Here is a 17334-nt window from a genome sequence, read left to right on the forward strand (position 1 = left end):
GGGTCATCCCATTACATTACTAAAATTAAGGTGTTTTGGTATGACGCTTCCCGAAAAAAACAAATCAAAATCAAAATCAAATACTTAATTTACTTTTTAAGTATAGCATGGGAACCAAATCATTACAATGTTTTTTCACTTATTTATTACTACTGTTACAAACGAGTAACAATTGTATCAATATTCTATTTAGTATTTAAGATGTTTTGATAGTAAGAAACCGCGTCAGTAGCAGCTTCGTCAGGATTTTCCTGAGCCTTTTGCTTATTTGCTTGAATCCAAGAAATAAAGTCCTCAGAACCAGCCATTTGTGAAAGCACCGCCTTCAACTTAGCGCCATCTTCCATTGATAAAGCCAACCAAGTTGATGGCACTTGGTAAGTGACTTGCTTTTCCTTAACATCGTTACCGTTACCAGACAAACCGAAGAGGAAACTGTAGAAGCCGTTTTCATAAACATAAACCTTCTTCTTCGTAATTTGGAAGGCTTGGTTTCCATCAATGTGCTCAATGTTTGTGGTCGTCTTCAAATCAGGCTTAGCAACCGTTGTCTTTTTATCAGCGGCGTTCTTCTTGTAGATGAAGACCTTTTCCTTGCCTGACTTGCCAAGGTTTTGGTAAGCCAAGACACCGTAAGTGTTTTCTTGAGCAGAATAAATTTGCGTCTTTTGCGTCTTTTCTTGGACTTTCATACCAAAGTGATCATGCATGTTAGCTGTAATTAAAAGAAGTGATACAGCAACCATGACAAAGGAAGCGATTGTCGCAATGAGACGCTTCTTCTTGTCTTGAATCAGCATCAGTGACAAGAAAGCCAAGACAACGAAGAGAACTAACAGAAAGATAATCATTTATTTCTCCTTTCCGTTTGACGGATTCACCTTACCACTGTGTAAGAAGAAGGCAAGGATGAAGGCAGCCAATGCAAAGATTGCCGCAACAAAGAATGACGTGTGAAAACCATCGAGCGTTGCAGAGATTGCCTTTGAGCCATAAGCCAAAGGATCTGCTTCCTTCAATGAAGCTGATGGCATGTTGTCATTTGCAACGGATTGCATGACAGAAGCCAAGATAGCCGTTCCAAGTGACGCAGCAATCTGACGGGCCGTGTTGTTAACAGCCGTTCCCTGAGCATTTTGTTCCTTTGTCAAAACACCCATGGCTGATGATGTCAAAGGCATCATCGTGAAGGCAACACCGGCCATTCGAACCATGTACAAAGTCGTGATGTACAAAGAAGGTGTATCTTCTGTCAAGAAGTAGTATGGCAAAGTGGCCATCGTGACCATGGCGAATCCGAAGATGGCCAAACGCTTTGCTCCGTACTTATCGTAGAAGGAACCGGCAATCGGTGAGATAAGTCCCATCATCAATGCCCCTGGAAGAAGTGTTAAGCCAGAGTCCAAAGCAGACAAACCGCGGACGGTTTGCATGTAGGTCGGCAAGACCATTTCAACACCCAGCATGGCAATGAAAGTAAGCGAAACTAATGTCGTTGTAATTGTGAATTGCTTGTTCATGAAGACGCGAACATCCAAGAATGGCTTTTCCATGTGCAATTGGTGGCGGACAAATTCAGCGATGACCATCGCACCCACGATAATTGGTGCAATGACATAGCTAAATGATCCCCAACCGTGGTCAGAAACCATGGCAAATCCAAAGAGCAACAATCCAAATCCAATTGTTGATTCAATCAATGAACGAATATCAAGGGCGACCTTCTTCGTTTCCAATACGTTCTTAAAGAAGAAAATGGAAAGTCCGAAGACGATGATGGCTAATGGCAAAACGATTCCAAAGATGGAACGCCAGTCACCACCCCACGTCAAACCAAGGAAGTTGTGCTTACCATCCAAGATCCAACCGGAAAGTGTTGGTCCAATGGCTGGGGCCATTCCAATGACCAATCCGATTGACCCCATGGCCTTCCCACGGGCGTTTTCAGAAAAGAGGGTCAAGGCCACAACCTGCATCAACGGCATCACAATACCCGCAGCCATTGCTTGCAAAGCACGGGCAACCAGCATGAGCCAAAAGGCACTCGTTGGCGCTGTGTATGCAATAAGCGTACCGACAATGTAGACAGCCAAAGCTGACAAGTACAGGTACTTAGTTGGAATACGCGTCGTCATGTAGGCTGAGACCGGAACCATGATTCCGTTTACCATCAAGAAGATGGTTGTCAGCCACTGCACCGTCGCAGCATTCACGTTAAAGGCCGTCATCAAAGCGGGTAAAGCCGTCCCCAATGAGGTCTGCATCAAGATGATCACGAACGAACCGATCATCAGCAAAGCCATCATGGCAATCTTATTCACCATTTCAGGACTAAGCTTATCTTTCAGTTTAGCCATGTGTTCCTCCTAAAATTACAAGAAATATACTAGATAAGTATGTTACGTCTAAAAAAATCAAAAGTCAACAAGGCGCACTTCTGAGCAAGTGCGCCTTGGACTTTTCTACTATATTATACGCCTTGGACCAACGGTCAGGTTTTGGGGCTGGTGGTAGTAGTCTAATGACAACACCCAATCCGCTTGTTTTCGACTCGGCAAAATGAAGTCATCGTAGTTTTTCTGATTCGTCTTTTCCCAGACGTCCATGGCCACTTTATAGAAGTCCGCCAAAGACAAATTAACGTACTGGTTCCGCCATGAGTCAGGTTTGTCGACTGACTTCACGGTGGCCATCAGGTTGCGCTGCAAGTACCAATCCTTCACGTGCTTCATGTCTGCTTCCAAGAAGACCGTTAAGTCAAGTAGCGTTGGGTCCAACTGCAAGGCTACAACCCCCTCCAAAATCAAGACGTCTGGTTTTTCAACCGTCTTCGTCTTTTCCGGAATGATATCCGCCATATTTTGTGAGTATTCGGCAAGCGTCTGCTGCTCCATACCGTTTTGATAGTTTTCAATGAAAGAAGAAAGTTTTTCGAGGTCATAACTAACCGGAAAGCCTTTCTGTTCAAAAATCCCTTCCTGGTGCAGACGGTCGTTTGATTTCAAGAAGTCATCGGTTGACACGATGGCCGTCTTCAATCCCGCTCCCTCTAATGGAACGGCAATCATCTCTGCCAAAGTCGATTTCCCGGCGGAAACCGAACCCGTAATGGCGAGTGTAAAAAAGGCTCCTTGATGAGCCTTTTTTACTTCTTCGATTAATTGTTCAATCATGATTCGTCCTCCATCGCGTAGAGGTTAGCTGGCACGTCGGCGATCAATGGTGAGATGGCACCGGAACCAATCAAGGTCAAACGGTGCATGGCACGTGACGTTACCGTGTAAAGTAAACGTGACAGGTCCGTGTTTTGGTAGTGCTTTTCATCTGCTTCCCAGACGATAACGGCGTCGAACTCGAGACCCTTTGCCAGGTAGGATGGCAAAATGACGGCACCAGGTGCCAAACGTTGGTTTTCTGAACGAATCAACGTGATCTTTTCATCTTCCATTTCCTTGGCCAACTTCTTGGCTTCGGCTAAGGTCTGCGTGATGATGGCTGTTTGTTCACCATCTTCTTCGTTTTGTGCCAATTGCTTCTTAGCGGCTGCGATTGCAGCAGTCTCGTCCTTTTCCAACTTCATGACTGGCACGTCACCGCCACGGTTAAAGGCCTCGATTGTCTTACCGGAGCTAAGGAGTGCCTTTGAAAAGTCCGTGATTTGCTTCGTCGAACGATACGTTTGCGTAAGTTCCACGAAGTCGACTTTGTCAGCATCGAAAAGTGAAGCAAAGTCTTCTTCCAATGAAGAGGCCCAGTCCTGCGTGAAGATGGCCTGGTTCAAATCACCCAGCACCGTGAACTTGGCGTTTGGGAATGAGAACTTCAAGAACGCCAACTGGAATGGTGTGTAGTCTTGAATTTCATCGATAAAGAGGTAGCGGATTTCGCGCTGACCGTGCTTTCCAGTGATGAGATCATACAAGTAGAGGTAAATCGTCGTTGCAGGCAATGACAACTTGCGCTCCTTCAAGTGTTCAATCACGGAATCGACATAGGTCGTCCATTCGCCTTCAGAGATGTGGAACTTATCTAAGTCCAAGTACTTTGGCATGGAGCGAAGAAGGTCTGCGAACTGAGCGTTGATGTTCAAGAAACCAGCCCGGCGAACGCGCTTAGCGAGCGGACGCATAGCAGCCGTCACAATCTTCTTTGCCAAGAAGTTTCGTTCGGCCTTGTCAGAATCGAAGGTCCGTTCCTTCGGTCCGTCACCTAATTGATGACGACGGGTAGCGTCCCCAGCATCCTGAACTTCGTCGTCACCGAGGCGAACCTGACCAGCGCCAACCATTTCATCGTATTCCTGCTTTGACAGGTTTTCGATTTCAAGCTCGACCCAGTCCTTCTTCATTTGAATTCCAACTTGGGAACGCAAGGAACGCATCAGCGCTTCCTGGGTTGCGTCCAGGCGTTGGGACAACTTGTAATTTTCATTATATTGGTAGTAAACCGACTGAATCTTTTCCTTTGAGATCAAAGGTTCGTTGCGGAAGTTCAAATTGCGCAACTTGATTCCTTCTTTATTCAAATCCTGTGCGTAATCCTGCACGGCTTTGAACATGTCGAGTGAGCCCATGGCCCGGTCGATCTTTTCGTTCTTGTTGTTTTCTTCAAAACGTTCTTCCAAGGTTTGCACGGAGAAACGTGGCAAACGGTGGGAAGCATACTGGAAGAAGGTCAACTGAACCAAGTTTTGTTCCCCGAGTTCAGGAAGAACTTGGTCGACATAGTCGTTGAACAATTGGTTCGGTGAAAACATGACCACTTGACCAGAGTTCAACTTGCCGCGGTAACGGTAGAGCAAGTAGGCAACACGCTGCATGATGGCAGCCGTCTTACCTGAACCAGCGGCTCCTTGAACAAATAGCAAATCAGCATCCGTGTTACGAATGATCTTGTTTTGCTCCTTTTGAATGGTGGTAACGATGGACTTCATCTTTGTCGTGGACTCACCAGACAAAGCGTTCAAAAGCATCTGATCACCGATGGCTTCTTCGGTATCAAAGAGCGTGACAATCACGCCGTCTTCGATTTCAAATTGGCGTTTCAAGGTCACGTCGGCCTGTTGTGGGCCGGCGGGTGTCAGGTAGTCGACCTTCCCGAGTCCCCCGTCGTAGTAGATAGAGGCCACGGGCGTACGCCAGTCGTAAACCCAGAACTTACCGTCATCGTCGTTAAAGGAAGCAAGGCCGATGTAGACCGTTTCCTTTTCACGACCTTCTTCAGCTAAATCGTTGAAGTCGATGCGGGCGAAGTATGGCTTTTCTTTTTGCTTGGCCAAGGTCTTGTAGCGATCTTGCGCACGGTGCTTGGCGGATTGACGTTCCTGGATGGCCTGCTGTTGCTGGCGGATGGACATGGCGGTCTCGACAATTCCAGAGTAAGTGGAAGTCTTGACGCGGACGTCATCCCAGGCAGCCGAAACGTCTTCCAAGGAACCGCTGGACTTCTTAACTTCTTCAGCGGCTTGAATCTGAGAAAGATCAATCTTCTTCAGCATTTCGTCTAGGTATTCTTGTTCGCGGACTTTTTGCTCGTTTGACACAGTACACCTCTTCTTATCGAATTACGTTGTATCCATTATACGCCTATCCAACTTAGAAAGAAACAACTTTAAATAGAATATCACAATCTTTTTTCTTACTAATTAAAAAACGCCGGCATAGCCGGCTTAAAACAAAGCGTTGTTTTATCCCTCTTTTTATTTATGTACTAAAAAAGTCGGCTTCCGCCGACTCTTAAAATGATTTTACTTGTTTGTAAGTGATGAGATACCTGGCAAAGTCTTACCTTCCAAGTATTCAAGTGATGCACCACCACCAGTTGAGATGTGTGACAACTTGTCAGCAACACCCAACATTTGAACAGCGGCCGTTGAATCTCCACCACCAACGATAGTCGTTCCACCGTTTTCAGTTACGTTAACGAGGTCGTTACCAATGGCCAACGTACCCTTGGCGAAGTTTTCCATTTCGAACACACCCATAGGTCCGTTCCAAACAACCGTCTTGGCGTCAGACAACACGTCCTTGAACAAGGCAACTGACTTAGGACCGATATCCAATCCCATGTATCCGTCAGGGATACCAGCAGCTGAATCAACCGTTACCGTCTTAGCATCGTTCTTGAAGTCGTCTGCAGCAACCGCGTCGATTGGGAGAACCAAACGGTCGCCAGCTTCTTCCATCAATGACTTAGCCAAGTCTACCTTGTCAGCTTCGAACAATGACTTACCAATCTTGTTACCCTTAGCAGCGTCGAACGTGTAAGCCATTCCACCACCGATGATAACCTTGTCAGCCTTCTTCAACAAAGCTTGAACAACTTCGATCTTGTCAGAAACCTTCGCTCCACCGATGATGGCAACGAATGGACGCTTAGGATTTTCAACTGAGTCACCCAAGAACTTGATTTCCTTTTCCATCAAGTAACCAGCAGCTGCTTGGTCAACGTTTGATGCAATTCCAACGTTTGATGCGTGTGAACGGTGGGCCGTTCCAAAGGCATCGTTGATGAACAAGTCATCCCCAAGTGAAGCCCAGTACTTACCCAATTCAGGGTCGTTCTTTGATTCAAGCTTTACTTGTTCACCATCCTTAACGTCTTCAAAACGCGTGTTTTCGACCATCAATACTTGACCGTCTTGCAAGTTGTTGATTGCTTCTTCCAACTTAGCACCACGAGTTTCAGGAACGAAGATCACGTCTTGTCCGAGCAATTCACCCAAACGCTTGGCAACTGGGGCCAATGACAATTCCTTCTTGTCGTCTTCAGATTTGATACGACCCAAGTGTGAGAACAAGATGGCACGTCCGTTTTCCTTGATAACGTGCTTAATCGTTGGCAATGCAGCCACGATACGGTTGTCGTTTCCGATCACACCGTTCTTAATAGGGACGTTGAAGTCCACTCGCATCAATACTTTCTTACCGGCCAATGCCAAATCTTCGACAGTTAACTTTGCCATATTTGCCTCCCAAATATTCTTTATTTAACAAGACCAATTATAAAGCAATTTTTAGCAAATGTCTGCAGGCTCTGCTAATTTTCGCGATTTTCTTCACGATTTAAAAAGCGCTGCCAGGGATAGACCACTTTAATACCAAATTCATCGTTGAAATCTTGAATGATGTTGTAAGAATCGCAAACCAAGAGAAAAATTGCAATACCCATAACGCCATTTACAAAATCCGTCACACCCGATGCATAGCCATTAGTAAAAGCAGAAATCGTTGAAGTCACGTCGCGGATTAACAATAGAAGAAAGGCGTAAGTTAACCTTTTTGAAAGCTTTACCAATAGTTTTTTAACCGGAGCAGCCTCCAGGCTTTCTTGAACTTTTCCATCCTCCTTCAAGAAAACATCCAAACTGATACCAAAGAAATCAGAAAGACGAATCAAATCCTGCATGTTCGGATAAGTCTTGGCGTTTTCCCAGGATGAAATGTTTTGGCGGCTGGTATGGAATTCCTGAGCTAATTGTTCTTGGGTCAGTCCCTTATCTTGACGAGCCTTCTTGAGGTGTTCTGAAAATTGCATTTGATGTTTCTCCCTTATGACGAATTGACTCTAGCGTACGTGCTTGAAGCTCAAAAGGAAAGCAAGAATTTGTTGCCTACCGATTATTCCAAACATTCATCAGAATGATGGAGAAAATTTGATATGGTGTGGATGGATTTCAGAAGTAAAAACTCCTAGCAACCAAGCGGTGTTTAAATTGGCAATCACGTTGCTAACGATTCCGATTAACAATTGCAAAAAAGCAGCCTTCCCGGCTGCTTTTTACTTTTCTTATAAAGGCTTCTCTTTTTGTTGATCCGGGATTTCTTCCTCGATGGTCACTTCCGTTGTCTTCTTTTCCATTTTTGGCTTCAACTTTATGGTTGGATTCTCTTTTACATGACAACAATCTCGCTTACTAAGATAAGCAGCAGCAATGACCGTCGATAACAAAAAGAGAAGTGCTGAAAACAGTCGAAGCCGCTCCTTCCAACTTAACTTCTCAGGTTGTTCTTTCTTTTTCATGACGCAACACTCTCTTCACCAATGTTTTCTCGTTTATCTTCTCATTCTCATAACTGTTTTAGTAAAAACACAATTAAATACTATAGCAGGATTCAGAATTGATGGGTAGTGTCACAAGGCTGGTATAGCAGGTAGTCAACCTTTATAACTTTCATCTGTTTTACTTTACATCTATAAAAGTGGTGTTATACTTTAGTTAGTAAATCGACGAGAGTTAATCTCAACTCTCAAAGCTCATCGCATGCCGGCGTTGAGCTTTTTATTTTATTAAAAGCGTTAAAAAAGCCCCGCCAATGACGGGACTCCTCTCATTACTTCCAGAAGAAAGCAATGAACTTTTGCAAGCAAACTAATACCTTATCAGCTGCCAACTGAATCAATACGGCTAAAAGCACTTGCAACAGTAAATCGACAAGAAGCATGTTAATCTCACCTCCTGACTAGCAGTAGTTTCCTGCTACCGATAGTGTACTCCGCAGGCGCAATACAAAACTAGGTGGTAACTGTATAACATCACAAAAAAAGCAGACCTTTCGGTCTGCTTTTTTCTTAAACATTGATTGCCCCTGCTGGGATCGAACCAGCGCATGGAGGTACCAAAAACCTCTGCCTTACCACTTGGCCAAGGGGCAATGCTTCAAACTTGCCTGAAGCGAGGCAATGGGGGCGGTAGGATTCGAACCTACGAACCCGAAGGAACGGAGTTACAGTCCGTCGCGTTTAGCCAGACTTCGCTACACCCCCATATCAAACAACTTCTCTATATTAACAAGATTGAAGCTGCCTGACAAGGATTTTTCTAAGATTTTTTCGAGAATTTTTACCAGATTTGAATGCGCTTTTCGGGTGCCAAATACATACCATCCCCTTCTTTCACATCATATGCCTCAACAAAGGCATCGAAGTTCTTCACAATCACATTCGTCCGCAGTTTGGCCGGCGCGTGAACGTCGATGGTTGCCAGTAATTCCTTGTACTTTGGCTCTGCCTTTTGCCGCCAGAGGGTTGCAAAGTTTTCGAAGAATTCCTTAACATCAAAGTCCGACCCGGACCCGGCCGCTTGTAAGGCCGCCGCGACTCCACCAAGGTCGGCAACGTTCTCCGATACCGTCAAGTGACCATTGACCTTAGCCCCAGCTGATTCTAATCCGTCGAATGCCGCCACAACGGCCGCCGTCTTTTCTTCAAAACGGTCAAAGTCGTCTTTGGTCCACCATTCGTTTAGGTTTCCCTTTTCATCATAGCGTGCCCCGTTGGTATCAAAAGCGTGCGTAATTTCATGAGCAATCACCGTTCCGATGCCACCGAAGTTTTGCGAAGCCGTCTGCTTAATATCATAGAATGGCGCCTGCAGGATGGCCGCCGGGAACACGATTTGGTTGAAATCCGGTGAGTAGCAGGCGTTCACCGTATCCGCTGACATGCCCCAGCGTGATTTGTCTGGTTGTTGTCCCCACTTCTTAAAGTGTTCTTTTACTGATTCGGCAGAGAAGAGCTTCACGTTTTCAAGCAGGCTTTTTGTTGAATCAACCGTGCGTTTCTCAATCATTTCGGGCAAGGTGTCTGGATAACCGACCTTCACTTCGAGGGCGTCCAACTTCACCTTTGCCTTGGCGCGAGTCTCATCAGACAACCAGTCGATGTCATCAAAGCGCTTTTCGTAAACAGCAATTAATTCTTGAACCTTTTCGTACACATCGGCCTTTGCCTTTTCGCCAAAGTAGGTCTGACCGTACCAACGGCCCACCTTTTGAGAAAAGAAAGCACGGGCCTGACGGAAGGCGGACTTATCAGAATCGATGGCTTCCTTTGTACCTGACAAAGAGCGTCCGAACTGACCAGCTAACACGCGGGTATCATTACTCAACAAACCCGCTACATCCAAGAGGTTTTGAATGATTAACCAGCCCTTTATGGCCTGGAAGTTCTTTTCTGAGTAAACTTCAGCAGCGCGTTCGTAGAACGGTCCGTCGTAAATGATTACCTTGTCGATGTCGTTTCCAACCAAAGCCTTCAAGGATTGATCCAATTCGACTTCTGGAATCTTTGCATTGGCCTCTTCCAGACTCATTGGGTGGTAGTTCTTCCATGAATCCGAAAGTTCTTCTGAAGAAGAGCGACGATCAGCAATCAACTGATCAAAACTGAGCGCCTGTTCAATCCACTCATTTGCTTTGCCTTCGTAACCGAAACGTTCGAGCAAGGCTTGCACCATGTTCTTCCAAGACGACAGCATCGCCTCTTTTTGTTCCTTATTTTCATAGGAGGTCGTGTCGGGCAGAATCAAGGACGGGCTGTCCATCCACAGTTCGTTTCGATCCGTGTTCTTTGAGTCCGGCGCAACGCCAACCTGCAGGATGGTTTCGTAACCGGCCTTCATCAAATCGGCTTCTTTTTCTTGCAAATCCTGCCAGGACGACAGCGCAAAGATGGGCGCCAAGTGCTTTTGTAACTCGGCCTTCTCATCCGTAGCGCGCTTGTCCCAGTCCTTGGTCAAGGCGTGCATCTTAACAAACTCTTTCAAGTCGGCCGGCACTTCCTTCTTGCCTTCTTCCAATGCCTTCAAGACTTTACGTTCTTCCTTTTCAACCCCTTCGACCAGGTCATAGAAGCCACCCGTCACCGGACGGTCCTTTGGAATCACGGCTTGTTTAATCCACTCACCGTTCACGGCTTCGTAGAAATCATCTTGATAACGTGTTGTTGCCATCGCTGCCTCCTTTATAGCTGTTCTTATGCACATTATCTGGTAAGGCAGCGACTTTTGCAAGGCGCCCTTAACGAATTGCCAATCCGGACACCTTTTCTTCAATTATTAATGCCCAAGTCAAACCCGCACTCGCCCCCTTTCCTTCCGTCACTGGACTTTTGAAACAGAAAGAACAATAATGCATATGTATCCCATTTGGAACCAAGATGATTTGAATGCAAAAAGAGGAGTATTATGTCTAAGAAAATCATTCTGATCAGTTCTCTGGTTGTTGTCGCAGCGGTCGCCGTCTTAGGCGGTGCGTACGCACTCGGCACGAACCACCCAACGCAGGAAAAAACGAGCCACGTTGAAAAGAAAGCTTCATCAAGCAGTAAGAAGACGGATGGCGATAACGCGTCAACAAAGGATGCTGACAAAGTCCAATCAAGCGCCTTTTCCGCCCTTCCGCAGAAGGTACAGGTTGCTTTACTCGCATACAATGAGCTGCCTACAAACTACGGTACGCCACTCAAGACGCACTACTCCGTCTACATGGGCGACAAAGATAAAATCGTGATTTACGACGACGGTGAAGGGGCCGGTGGCTTTGCCGAACACACCGATATGTTCACGGATAACCATAACGGCACCTACGACCTATCCTTCATTGAATCAAGTTCAACTGACATGGCCGGCGTTACTGCTTCAAACTCCTACTGGAAGAAGTCAAAGACGATTACCGAAGATGAAATGATGCAAAACTATCAGGACCACAAGGACGAAATCAACTTCTCAGCAAACGAGCTCGTTGACTTGTCAAAGTCTTCTGACGAGTTCACTCTAGTTCCAACAAACCAAGTCACACCACAATAAAAAAGAGACCCGAAAGGGTCTATTTTTTTGACTTTAAAAGAAGTGCATGAGCAGCACGTATGTGGCTGTCCCAGCTAAGATGGATAACAGCATGTTTTTCTTCCAGCTTTCCAATCCAATGGTAACCAGTCCAGCCAAGAGGCCAAAGGCAGCCTTTTGATCAAAGCTAAAAATCTGTTCCTTGTAGCAGTAAATCACCAGAATACCGAGGATGGCCGGTGGAAGCTTATCGCCTAAGTATGACACGAAAGCAGGCAACGGTTTATTCTCTCGAAAAATCATGAAAGGAAGAAAGCGTGTTGCCATCGTTGCCAATGCCGCAAGAAGGATGGTGATGACTTGTTCGGTCAATGTCATGCGCGCACCTCCTTTTTATAACGGAACCACAAGATGACGACCATGATGATGAGCGCAATCAGCATGAAGAATTCCTCTCCGAAAAGTAAAAGCGAAAACAAACCGACGGCTAATCCCGTGAGTGAAGAGAAATGGTTTTCTTCCCCGTTAAACTGACTGACAAAAAGCGTCAAGAACAAAGCAACCATAACGAAGTCCACACCTGGAATTTGGAAGGTAATCAACGAACCAAGCAAGCCACCGAGCATGGCACCAAAGACCCAGCCGACATGGTTAAACATCGTCACGTAAAGCATGAACTTCTGACGGTCGAGTCCCTCTGGTATTTTTGACGAAAAGTTAATCGAGAAGGTTTCATCACACATTCCAAAAATCAGGTAAAACTTCTTCCAACCCGCGTTTTTGAATGGCTTCAGCATCGAGATGCCATAAAACAAGTGGCGGGAATTAATGATAAAACTCAAGAAGAGCACCAGCCAAGGGCTGAAGTCTTTCAATAGCAAGTTCGTTAAAATAAATTCTAAGGATCCAGCAAAGATGCTGGCCGCCATCAACGTCGGAAATAAGAAGTTAAAGCCGAGTTGGTGCATAAAGATACCGTAGGTAATGCCTAAAAAGGTGAAACCCGTCATAATCGGCATGGCCTTTTGCATGGCCAATTTCATTTCTTGATTCATTGCGTTTCCTTTCATTAAATGTCATTCCTAACATATGATAACAGGTCTAAGCAGCCATGCAAGGTCGTTTCAGCAAGTTCGCAGGAAGGTAAAAAAACGCCCGGCCGAAAGGCTGGGCGTTTTTGTTTTTACATCATTTTTTAAAGCGTCTTCGATCCGACGTTCTTATCCAAGGTCAGCACCTCAAACAATGGGTAAAGCGACAGCACACCCACAACAAACAGCGTCACTTCGTACGCCAACGTGACGGTGAAGGCCTGTGAAAAGAGTGACAGCAACGTCGCCGCCAGTCCCACACCAAATGCCTGGGACAGCATCTGCACAACCGACTGCAACGTGTTCGCCGCGTTCTTCTCCTGCTTGCTCAACTCCGAAAAGGCAAGTGAGTTGTATGACGTCAGGGCCAAGGAACGTCCCACTCCTGAGACGAAAGCGACAAAGGCAATCCATGGCTTTGCGCTATCCACGTTAAAGGCGGCCATCAAGAAGGTCGACATGGAAGCCAGTCCCAAGGCGAGCACCAAGGCGTACTTGTAGCCAAGCGCGCGGATGATTGGCGTCGTAAACGGCTTAATTCCAAGGTTTCCCAAGAAAATGAAGATCACGTACGTTCCCGCTTCCACCGGTGACCAGTGGAACGGCACCTGCAAGAGCAGCGTCAGCAAGTATGGCAGCGCCCCAATCGTCATCCAGAAGATAGAGCCACCCGTTTGGTAAATCCGAAAGGACTTCACCTTCAAGGCGTCCAATGAAAAGAGCGGTTCTTCCGCCTTCTTCAAATGCTTCCAAGAAAAGACCGCAAGCACCAAGCCGGCCAAGAGGATGCTTCCTCCGAGCACGAGCGTTTCCACACCACGTGACAACACTTCGGCCGCAATCAAAACAAGGCCGGCTGCCGCAGCCACGAGCACGAAGCCGAGCAGATCAAAGGGCGCATCTTCGGCCGGGTTATCATCGTGAATCAAGAAAATCCCGGCAATCAAAATACCGATTCCAATTGGTAAGTTGAGGTAGAAAATCCACTGCCATGACAGTGCTGAAATCACATACCCACCCAATAGTGGTGCGATGGCTGGCGCAATCAAAGCCGGCCAGATCAAGAAGGAAAGGATGGAAAGCAAGTTCTTTGCTTCCACGTTTTCCAAAATGATGAGCTTTCCAACCGGGACCATCAAGGCACCCGCAAATCCTTGGAGAGCTCGCATCATCAGGATGTAGGCGAGGCTGTTGTAAAAGCCAACCGCAACGGAGGAGAAGGTGAAAAGCACAACCGCGAAGAGGAATAAGTTCTTACGGGGTAACTTCTTAGCCAACCAACCGGAGAGCGGAATAAAGATGGCCGCAAAAAGCATGTAGACGGAAACCAAAAGGGATGCCGATGACTGGTTCACCTTCAGGTCTTCTGCAATTTCTGGCAAGGCCGTCGTCACAATTGTGGAGTCCAGCATCTGCATGAACAGGGCCGCGGCCACCACGAGGGCGGCTTTTTTTAGTACGTTATCTTTCATCATTCTTCCTTTAACGAAAAAAGAAGCCGGCGCTTTCGCCGACGTCTTTTAAACTAAATTCTTACTTATTAAACTACCCTTTCAGGTCTGCCCTGTCAATTAAACCGAGCAGATGTTTCGAAGCAAAACTTCTCTTCCGTTCAATGGTTGAACCGAGCGAACATTGTGCGGGTAAGCCTGTGCAAAAGCCGCCACATCCACCGGGTTAATCCCCAGCTTTTCCTTCAACAACACCCAGTGCACGTCTTCTTTCAACGGTGGTGTCGTTAACGTTCCCGTGTAGGTATAAACCGATTTCAGGTTTTTGGGAACCATGTCCATCAATTCAATGGTGTTAGACCGGCCCAAAAAAACGGGTTCAAAGAGAATTGGTGCCTGTTCGTCTAGTTTCGTCCAGATACCCAAAACCATCGTTCCCCCATCGGGGCGTTTAAAGACCAGGTGAATTTCAGCCGGTCCCGACTGACCATCAATCAAGTGTTCATACCCCTGGTGGGTGTGGAAGCGTTCGAGCTGGTATTGCTTTTCCTCCAATGTAAGCTGACCCTCACAATAGTATTGATCACCAATCACCTTCTCTTTAACGGTTAGGGCGCTTGGGCCAATCCCCTGCCAATCGACGTTGATGCAATCGCCCTTTTTCAGGTTCTTTGTTTGAATGTCGATTGGGGATTGGTCCACTTCCTTGGTCGTGTGTTGCCAAGCATCTTGATACAAATAGTCGAGTTTATCCATAAGTATGATCCCCTAAGGGTGGCTTGGCCACCCGTTTTTATATAAGACAAAACAGTTCTTTATGCATTCATTAAATTGTCATGTAAATCGATGCGTACATCAATCCCGCGCCCACCAGCACAAACACGTGCCAGTACACATGGCCCATCGGGATTTGCGGCACCAAGTAGAAAATTGTTCCGAGCGAGTACACCACGCCTCCTGCTAAGAGCAGCCAGAACGCCATCGGTGACAACGCCGCCCAAATCAGCGGCATCGCGAGCACAATCATCCAGCCCATCACCAAGTAGATAATCACCGCCAACCACGGCCAGCGCCCCACAAAAAACAGGTCATAGACCAATCCCGCGCACGTCATCAGCGCAATCGTTGTCCAAATCGCCCATCCCGGAAAAGCTGGCAACACCAGCCACGTGTACGGCGTATACGATCCCAAAATCACGAAGTAGATGCCGGCGTGATCCATAAACTGGAAGATTTTTGCCGCCTTCGTAAAGACCAATGAATGAAAAAGCGTCGACGCCAGCAAGAACAGCGAAATCGAGCTCACGTAAATGACGATGGCCCCGATTTCCAGTCCCGTCATCGGCTGCTTTGATGCTTTCAATACCAAAAAGACGCTGGCAATCACCGCCAAAACGAAGCCCAAGCCGTGCGTGACAGCGTTCAAGACTTCGTATACAATTTGATAAACTTTTCCTCGTTTAGTCATTATAAATCCTCGTTTTTCCTAAAAAGTTGCTTCTAAATGGGGGTTCTTCGTTGATTTCGTTCATAAATATGTCGTTTTAATCATAAAATTAAAACTAGACCAATTTGACATCTAGGATTTTATCTCATACAATATAAGCATAGATAGATATTTAGAACGAATTGGAGGTTCTCATGAAATTAACATTTACTGATGAAGCCAAGGCACGTTTGGAAAAGTTCACGGGTCCTGACAAGAAGATTGTTTTGGACTTCGATGATGGTGTTGGACCATTCTCGAACGAAGCAAACTGCACGCTTGCCTTGTCCTTCAACCTTGTGTTTGTTAACAAGGATGCGGACTTGTCCGAATTTGGTGCCACGATTGATTCAAACATGGGTACGATTTACGCAAAGCCATACTCACTCGACCAAATGGACGATGACATGACCGTTGATGTTAACGAAAAGTACCTCCGCTACGCCTTGAACGGTAAGGGCGGAACTTTGGATCCAGCTCTTGGCATCAAGCAAGTAGGCTAATTTAACATTCTAATAAAAACAGTCGATCCTTTCTTTTAGTCAAGTTATTCGGGTCGGCTTTTTTTATATGTAAAAGTCAGAACCGGACCAGATGACTTTGGTTCGGTGCTTTTGTTTAATGCACCGTTGCCCATTTTGTATCATTAAATGCTTGATATATGCTTGCTTGAAGTGCGTTAATTTCTAATTAAAGCGCGTTAAATGCTCGATTGAAGCACCTTAATTGCTTAAAGTGCTAATTAAAGCGCGTTTTTATACAATTCTTGTATTTGCTTTAACAAAAAGCCAGCCCGAGCGGCTGGCTTTTTTACTGGGCCATTCTATTTTAATCTAAGTAAGAGTTATAGTCACGGGCCCAAATGATGGCCATGGACTTATCACCAGTGTGAACCGCAACGACTGGGTCCAAAGCACCGCGTTCAAAAGTTACGGCTGGGTACTTTGCCTGGAAATCCTTCATCCACTTATCTCCAACCTTCTTATCGTTGGCGTCCAAGATGTATGAACGAACTGGATAATCGGCTTGTGCCAGGTATTTTTCGAAGGCTTCTTGAATCAATTCCTTGGCACCAGACATCTTACGTGCCTTACCGATGGCCGCGATTTTTCCATCACCTGGAATATCGAAGGTCAACACCGGCTTGATGTTCAACAAACCACCAACCAAAGCTTGTCCACGGGACAAACGACCCGTGCGCTTCAAGTGGGAAATGTCGTTTACAACCAATCGAACGCCAAGGTTTTCCTTGTAGTTTTCGATTGCCGCCAACACCTCGTCCATGGTCTTGCCTGCTTCTGACATCTTCGATGCCAGGATGGCTTGGTCACCCGCTGCCATGTTGATCAACTTTGAGTCGACAACTTCGATTCGGTTCAATCCTTCAAAGGATTCGGCTACTAAACAAGCCGTGTTGTAAGCACCTGAGATACCGGAAGAAAGCGTGATAATCAACGCTTCTTCGTATCCGGCATCCTTTGCTTGCGTCAACGCTGCTTCCCACTGTGCTGGGGAAGGCTGTGACGTGTTACCAGGCAACTTCTTTTCTTCAATCACCTTCAACAATTGTTCAACTGTTTGAAGGTCTTTTCCACCCATGAATGTTTCTTCGCCAAAAATAATTGGGATTGAAACTTCAAAGATGGAATATGAGTTCTTAATTGTTTGTGGTAAGGCTGCTGAGGAATCAACAATCACCGCAATTTTTGTCATGGTTAAATCTCCCTATAAGTCTATTTA

The 17334-nt window shown here is 46.1% G+C and carries 16 protein-coding genes and 2 tRNA genes; 2 read left to right on the forward strand and 16 right to left on the reverse strand.

Features of this window, described 5'->3' with window-relative positions:
- Window positions 1-185: 185 nt before the first annotated feature.
- The 10 genes from G6R29_RS03450 to G6R29_RS03495 all read right to left on the reverse strand — a co-directional run bounded on the left by G6R29_RS03450 (window position 186) and on the right by G6R29_RS03495 (window position 10732).
- The gene (locus G6R29_RS03450) at window positions 186-851 is read right to left on the reverse strand and encodes a DUF4811 domain-containing protein (RefSeq protein WP_213808966.1); all 666 of its coding nucleotides are present in this window, start codon (window positions 849-851) and stop codon (window positions 186-188) included.
- A complete protein-coding gene (locus G6R29_RS03455; RefSeq protein WP_213808967.1) occupies window positions 852-2357 on the reverse strand; it encodes an MDR family MFS transporter in 1506 nt (501 codons plus the stop codon). It lies immediately after the preceding gene.
- A gap of 108 nt (window positions 2358-2465) precedes the next feature.
- A complete protein-coding gene (locus G6R29_RS03460; RefSeq protein WP_213808968.1) occupies window positions 2466-3173 on the reverse strand; it encodes a nucleoside/nucleotide kinase family protein in 708 nt (235 codons plus the stop codon).
- Window positions 3170-5542 carry an RNA polymerase recycling motor HelD gene (gene helD / locus G6R29_RS03465; protein ID WP_213808969.1) on the reverse strand — a complete coding sequence of 791 codons (2373 nt, stop codon included), beginning with the start codon at window positions 5540-5542 and terminating at the stop codon, window positions 3170-3172. The genes G6R29_RS03460 and helD overlap by 4 nt, the downstream gene beginning before the upstream one ends.
- A gap of 204 nt (window positions 5543-5746) precedes the next feature.
- On the reverse strand, window positions 5747-6964 hold the full coding sequence (locus tag G6R29_RS03470) for a phosphoglycerate kinase (protein WP_213808970.1): 1218 nt from the start codon (window positions 6962-6964) through the stop codon (window positions 5747-5749).
- Window positions 6965-7038: 74 nt separating this feature from the next.
- Entirely contained in the window at window positions 7039-7536 is a 498-nt protein-coding gene (locus tag G6R29_RS03475) for a helix-turn-helix domain-containing protein (RefSeq protein WP_213808971.1), read from the reverse strand.
- A 252-nt stretch (window positions 7537-7788) separates the two neighbouring features.
- Entirely contained in the window at window positions 7789-8022 is a 234-nt protein-coding gene (locus G6R29_RS03480; protein WP_213808972.1) for a hypothetical protein, read from the reverse strand.
- A 560-nt stretch (window positions 8023-8582) separates the two neighbouring features.
- Window positions 8583-8654 (reverse strand) — tRNA-Gln (locus tag G6R29_RS03485).
- Between the two features lie 29 nt (window positions 8655-8683).
- Window positions 8684-8766, reverse strand: a tRNA-Tyr gene (locus tag G6R29_RS03490).
- Between the two features lie 76 nt (window positions 8767-8842).
- Entirely contained in the window at window positions 8843-10732 is a 1890-nt protein-coding gene (locus G6R29_RS03495) for a M13-type metalloendopeptidase (RefSeq protein WP_213808973.1), read from the reverse strand.
- Between the two features lie 234 nt (window positions 10733-10966).
- On the opposite strand from G6R29_RS03495, the gene G6R29_RS03500 reads away from it, so the two are divergent.
- Window positions 10967-11587, forward strand: coding sequence for a hypothetical protein (locus tag G6R29_RS03500; protein WP_213808974.1), 621 nt, complete (start codon window positions 10967-10969; stop codon window positions 11585-11587).
- 33 nt (window positions 11588-11620) lie between these two features.
- On the opposite strand, the gene G6R29_RS03505 is transcribed toward G6R29_RS03500, so the two are convergent.
- The 5 genes from G6R29_RS03505 to trhA form a co-directional block, all read right to left on the reverse strand.
- The gene (locus G6R29_RS03505) at window positions 11621-11944 is read right to left on the reverse strand and encodes a branched-chain amino acid transporter permease (RefSeq protein WP_213808975.1); all 324 of its coding nucleotides are present in this window, start codon (window positions 11942-11944) and stop codon (window positions 11621-11623) included.
- The gene (locus G6R29_RS03510) at window positions 11941-12621 is read right to left on the reverse strand and encodes an AzlC family ABC transporter permease (protein WP_213808976.1); all 681 of its coding nucleotides are present in this window, start codon (window positions 12619-12621) and stop codon (window positions 11941-11943) included. Before G6R29_RS03510 ends, G6R29_RS03505 begins: the two co-directional genes overlap by 4 nt.
- A gap of 140 nt (window positions 12622-12761) precedes the next feature.
- Complete coding sequence (locus tag G6R29_RS03515; protein ID WP_213808977.1) at window positions 12762-14129, reverse strand: MFS transporter; 1368 nt, start codon at window positions 14127-14129, stop codon at window positions 12762-12764.
- A gap of 99 nt (window positions 14130-14228) precedes the next feature.
- Window positions 14229-14864: a carbonic anhydrase family protein gene (locus G6R29_RS03520; RefSeq protein WP_213808978.1), complete on the reverse strand. Its 636-nt coding sequence runs from the start codon at window positions 14862-14864 to the stop codon at window positions 14229-14231.
- A 70-nt stretch (window positions 14865-14934) separates the two neighbouring features.
- Window positions 14935-15576 (reverse strand): PAQR family membrane homeostasis protein TrhA, encoded by a 642-nt coding sequence (gene trhA / locus G6R29_RS03525; protein WP_213808979.1) that lies wholly within the window; start codon window positions 15574-15576, stop codon window positions 14935-14937.
- Window positions 15577-15749: 173 nt separating this feature from the next.
- On the opposite strand from trhA, the gene G6R29_RS03530 reads away from it, so the two are divergent.
- Complete coding sequence (locus G6R29_RS03530) at window positions 15750-16097, forward strand: iron-sulfur cluster biosynthesis family protein (RefSeq protein WP_213808980.1); 348 nt, start codon at window positions 15750-15752, stop codon at window positions 16095-16097.
- 325 nt (window positions 16098-16422) lie between these two features.
- On the opposite strand, the gene G6R29_RS03535 is transcribed toward G6R29_RS03530, so the two are convergent.
- A complete protein-coding gene (locus tag G6R29_RS03535; RefSeq protein WP_213808981.1) occupies window positions 16423-17307 on the reverse strand; it encodes a DegV family protein in 885 nt (294 codons plus the stop codon).
- Between the last annotated feature and the right edge of the window lie 27 nt (window positions 17308-17334).

Origin of the sequence: Fructobacillus broussonetiae (assembly GCF_018437275.1) — a bacterium.
Classification (GTDB): Bacteria; Bacillota; Bacilli; order Lactobacillales; family Lactobacillaceae; genus Fructobacillus; species Fructobacillus broussonetiae.

Coding starts and splice junctions, on each gene's coding strand:
- G6R29_RS03450 (WP_213808966.1), bottom strand. CDS start 851: ATGATTATCTTTCTGTTAGTTCTCTTCGTTGTCTTGGCTTTCTTGTCA.
- G6R29_RS03455 (WP_213808967.1), bottom strand. CDS start 2,357: ATGGCTAAACTGAAAGATAAGCTTAGTCCTGAAATGGTGAATAAGATT.
- G6R29_RS03460 (WP_213808968.1), bottom strand. CDS start 3,173: ATGATTGAACAATTAATCGAAGAAGTAAAAAAGGCTCATCAAGGAGCC.
- G6R29_RS03470 (WP_213808970.1), bottom strand. CDS start 6,964: ATGGCAAAGTTAACTGTCGAAGATTTGGCATTGGCCGGTAAGAAAGTA.
- G6R29_RS03475 (WP_213808971.1), bottom strand. CDS start 7,536: ATGCAATTTTCAGAACACCTCAAGAAGGCTCGTCAAGATAAGGGACTG.
- G6R29_RS03480 (WP_213808972.1), bottom strand. CDS start 8,022: ATGAAAAAGAAAGAACAACCTGAGAAGTTAAGTTGGAAGGAGCGGCTT.
- G6R29_RS03495 (WP_213808973.1), bottom strand. CDS start 10,732: ATGGCAACAACACGTTATCAAGATGATTTCTACGAAGCCGTGAACGGT.
- G6R29_RS03500 (WP_213808974.1), top strand. CDS start 10,967: ATGTCTAAGAAAATCATTCTGATCAGTTCTCTGGTTGTTGTCGCAGCG.
- G6R29_RS03505 (WP_213808975.1), bottom strand. CDS start 11,944: ATGACATTGACCGAACAAGTCATCACCATCCTTCTTGCGGCATTGGCA.
- G6R29_RS03510 (WP_213808976.1), bottom strand. CDS start 12,621: ATGAATCAAGAAATGAAATTGGCCATGCAAAAGGCCATGCCGATTATG.
- G6R29_RS03515 (WP_213808977.1), bottom strand. CDS start 14,129: ATGAAAGATAACGTACTAAAAAAAGCCGCCCTCGTGGTGGCCGCGGCC.
- G6R29_RS03520 (WP_213808978.1), bottom strand. CDS start 14,864: ATGGATAAACTCGACTATTTGTATCAAGATGCTTGGCAACACACGACC.
- trhA (WP_213808979.1), bottom strand. CDS start 15,576: ATGACTAAACGAGGAAAAGTTTATCAAATTGTATACGAAGTCTTGAAC.
- G6R29_RS03530 (WP_213808980.1), top strand. CDS start 15,750: ATGAAATTAACATTTACTGATGAAGCCAAGGCACGTTTGGAAAAGTTC.
- G6R29_RS03535 (WP_213808981.1), bottom strand. CDS start 17,307: ATGACAAAAATTGCGGTGATTGTTGATTCCTCAGCAGCCTTACCACAA.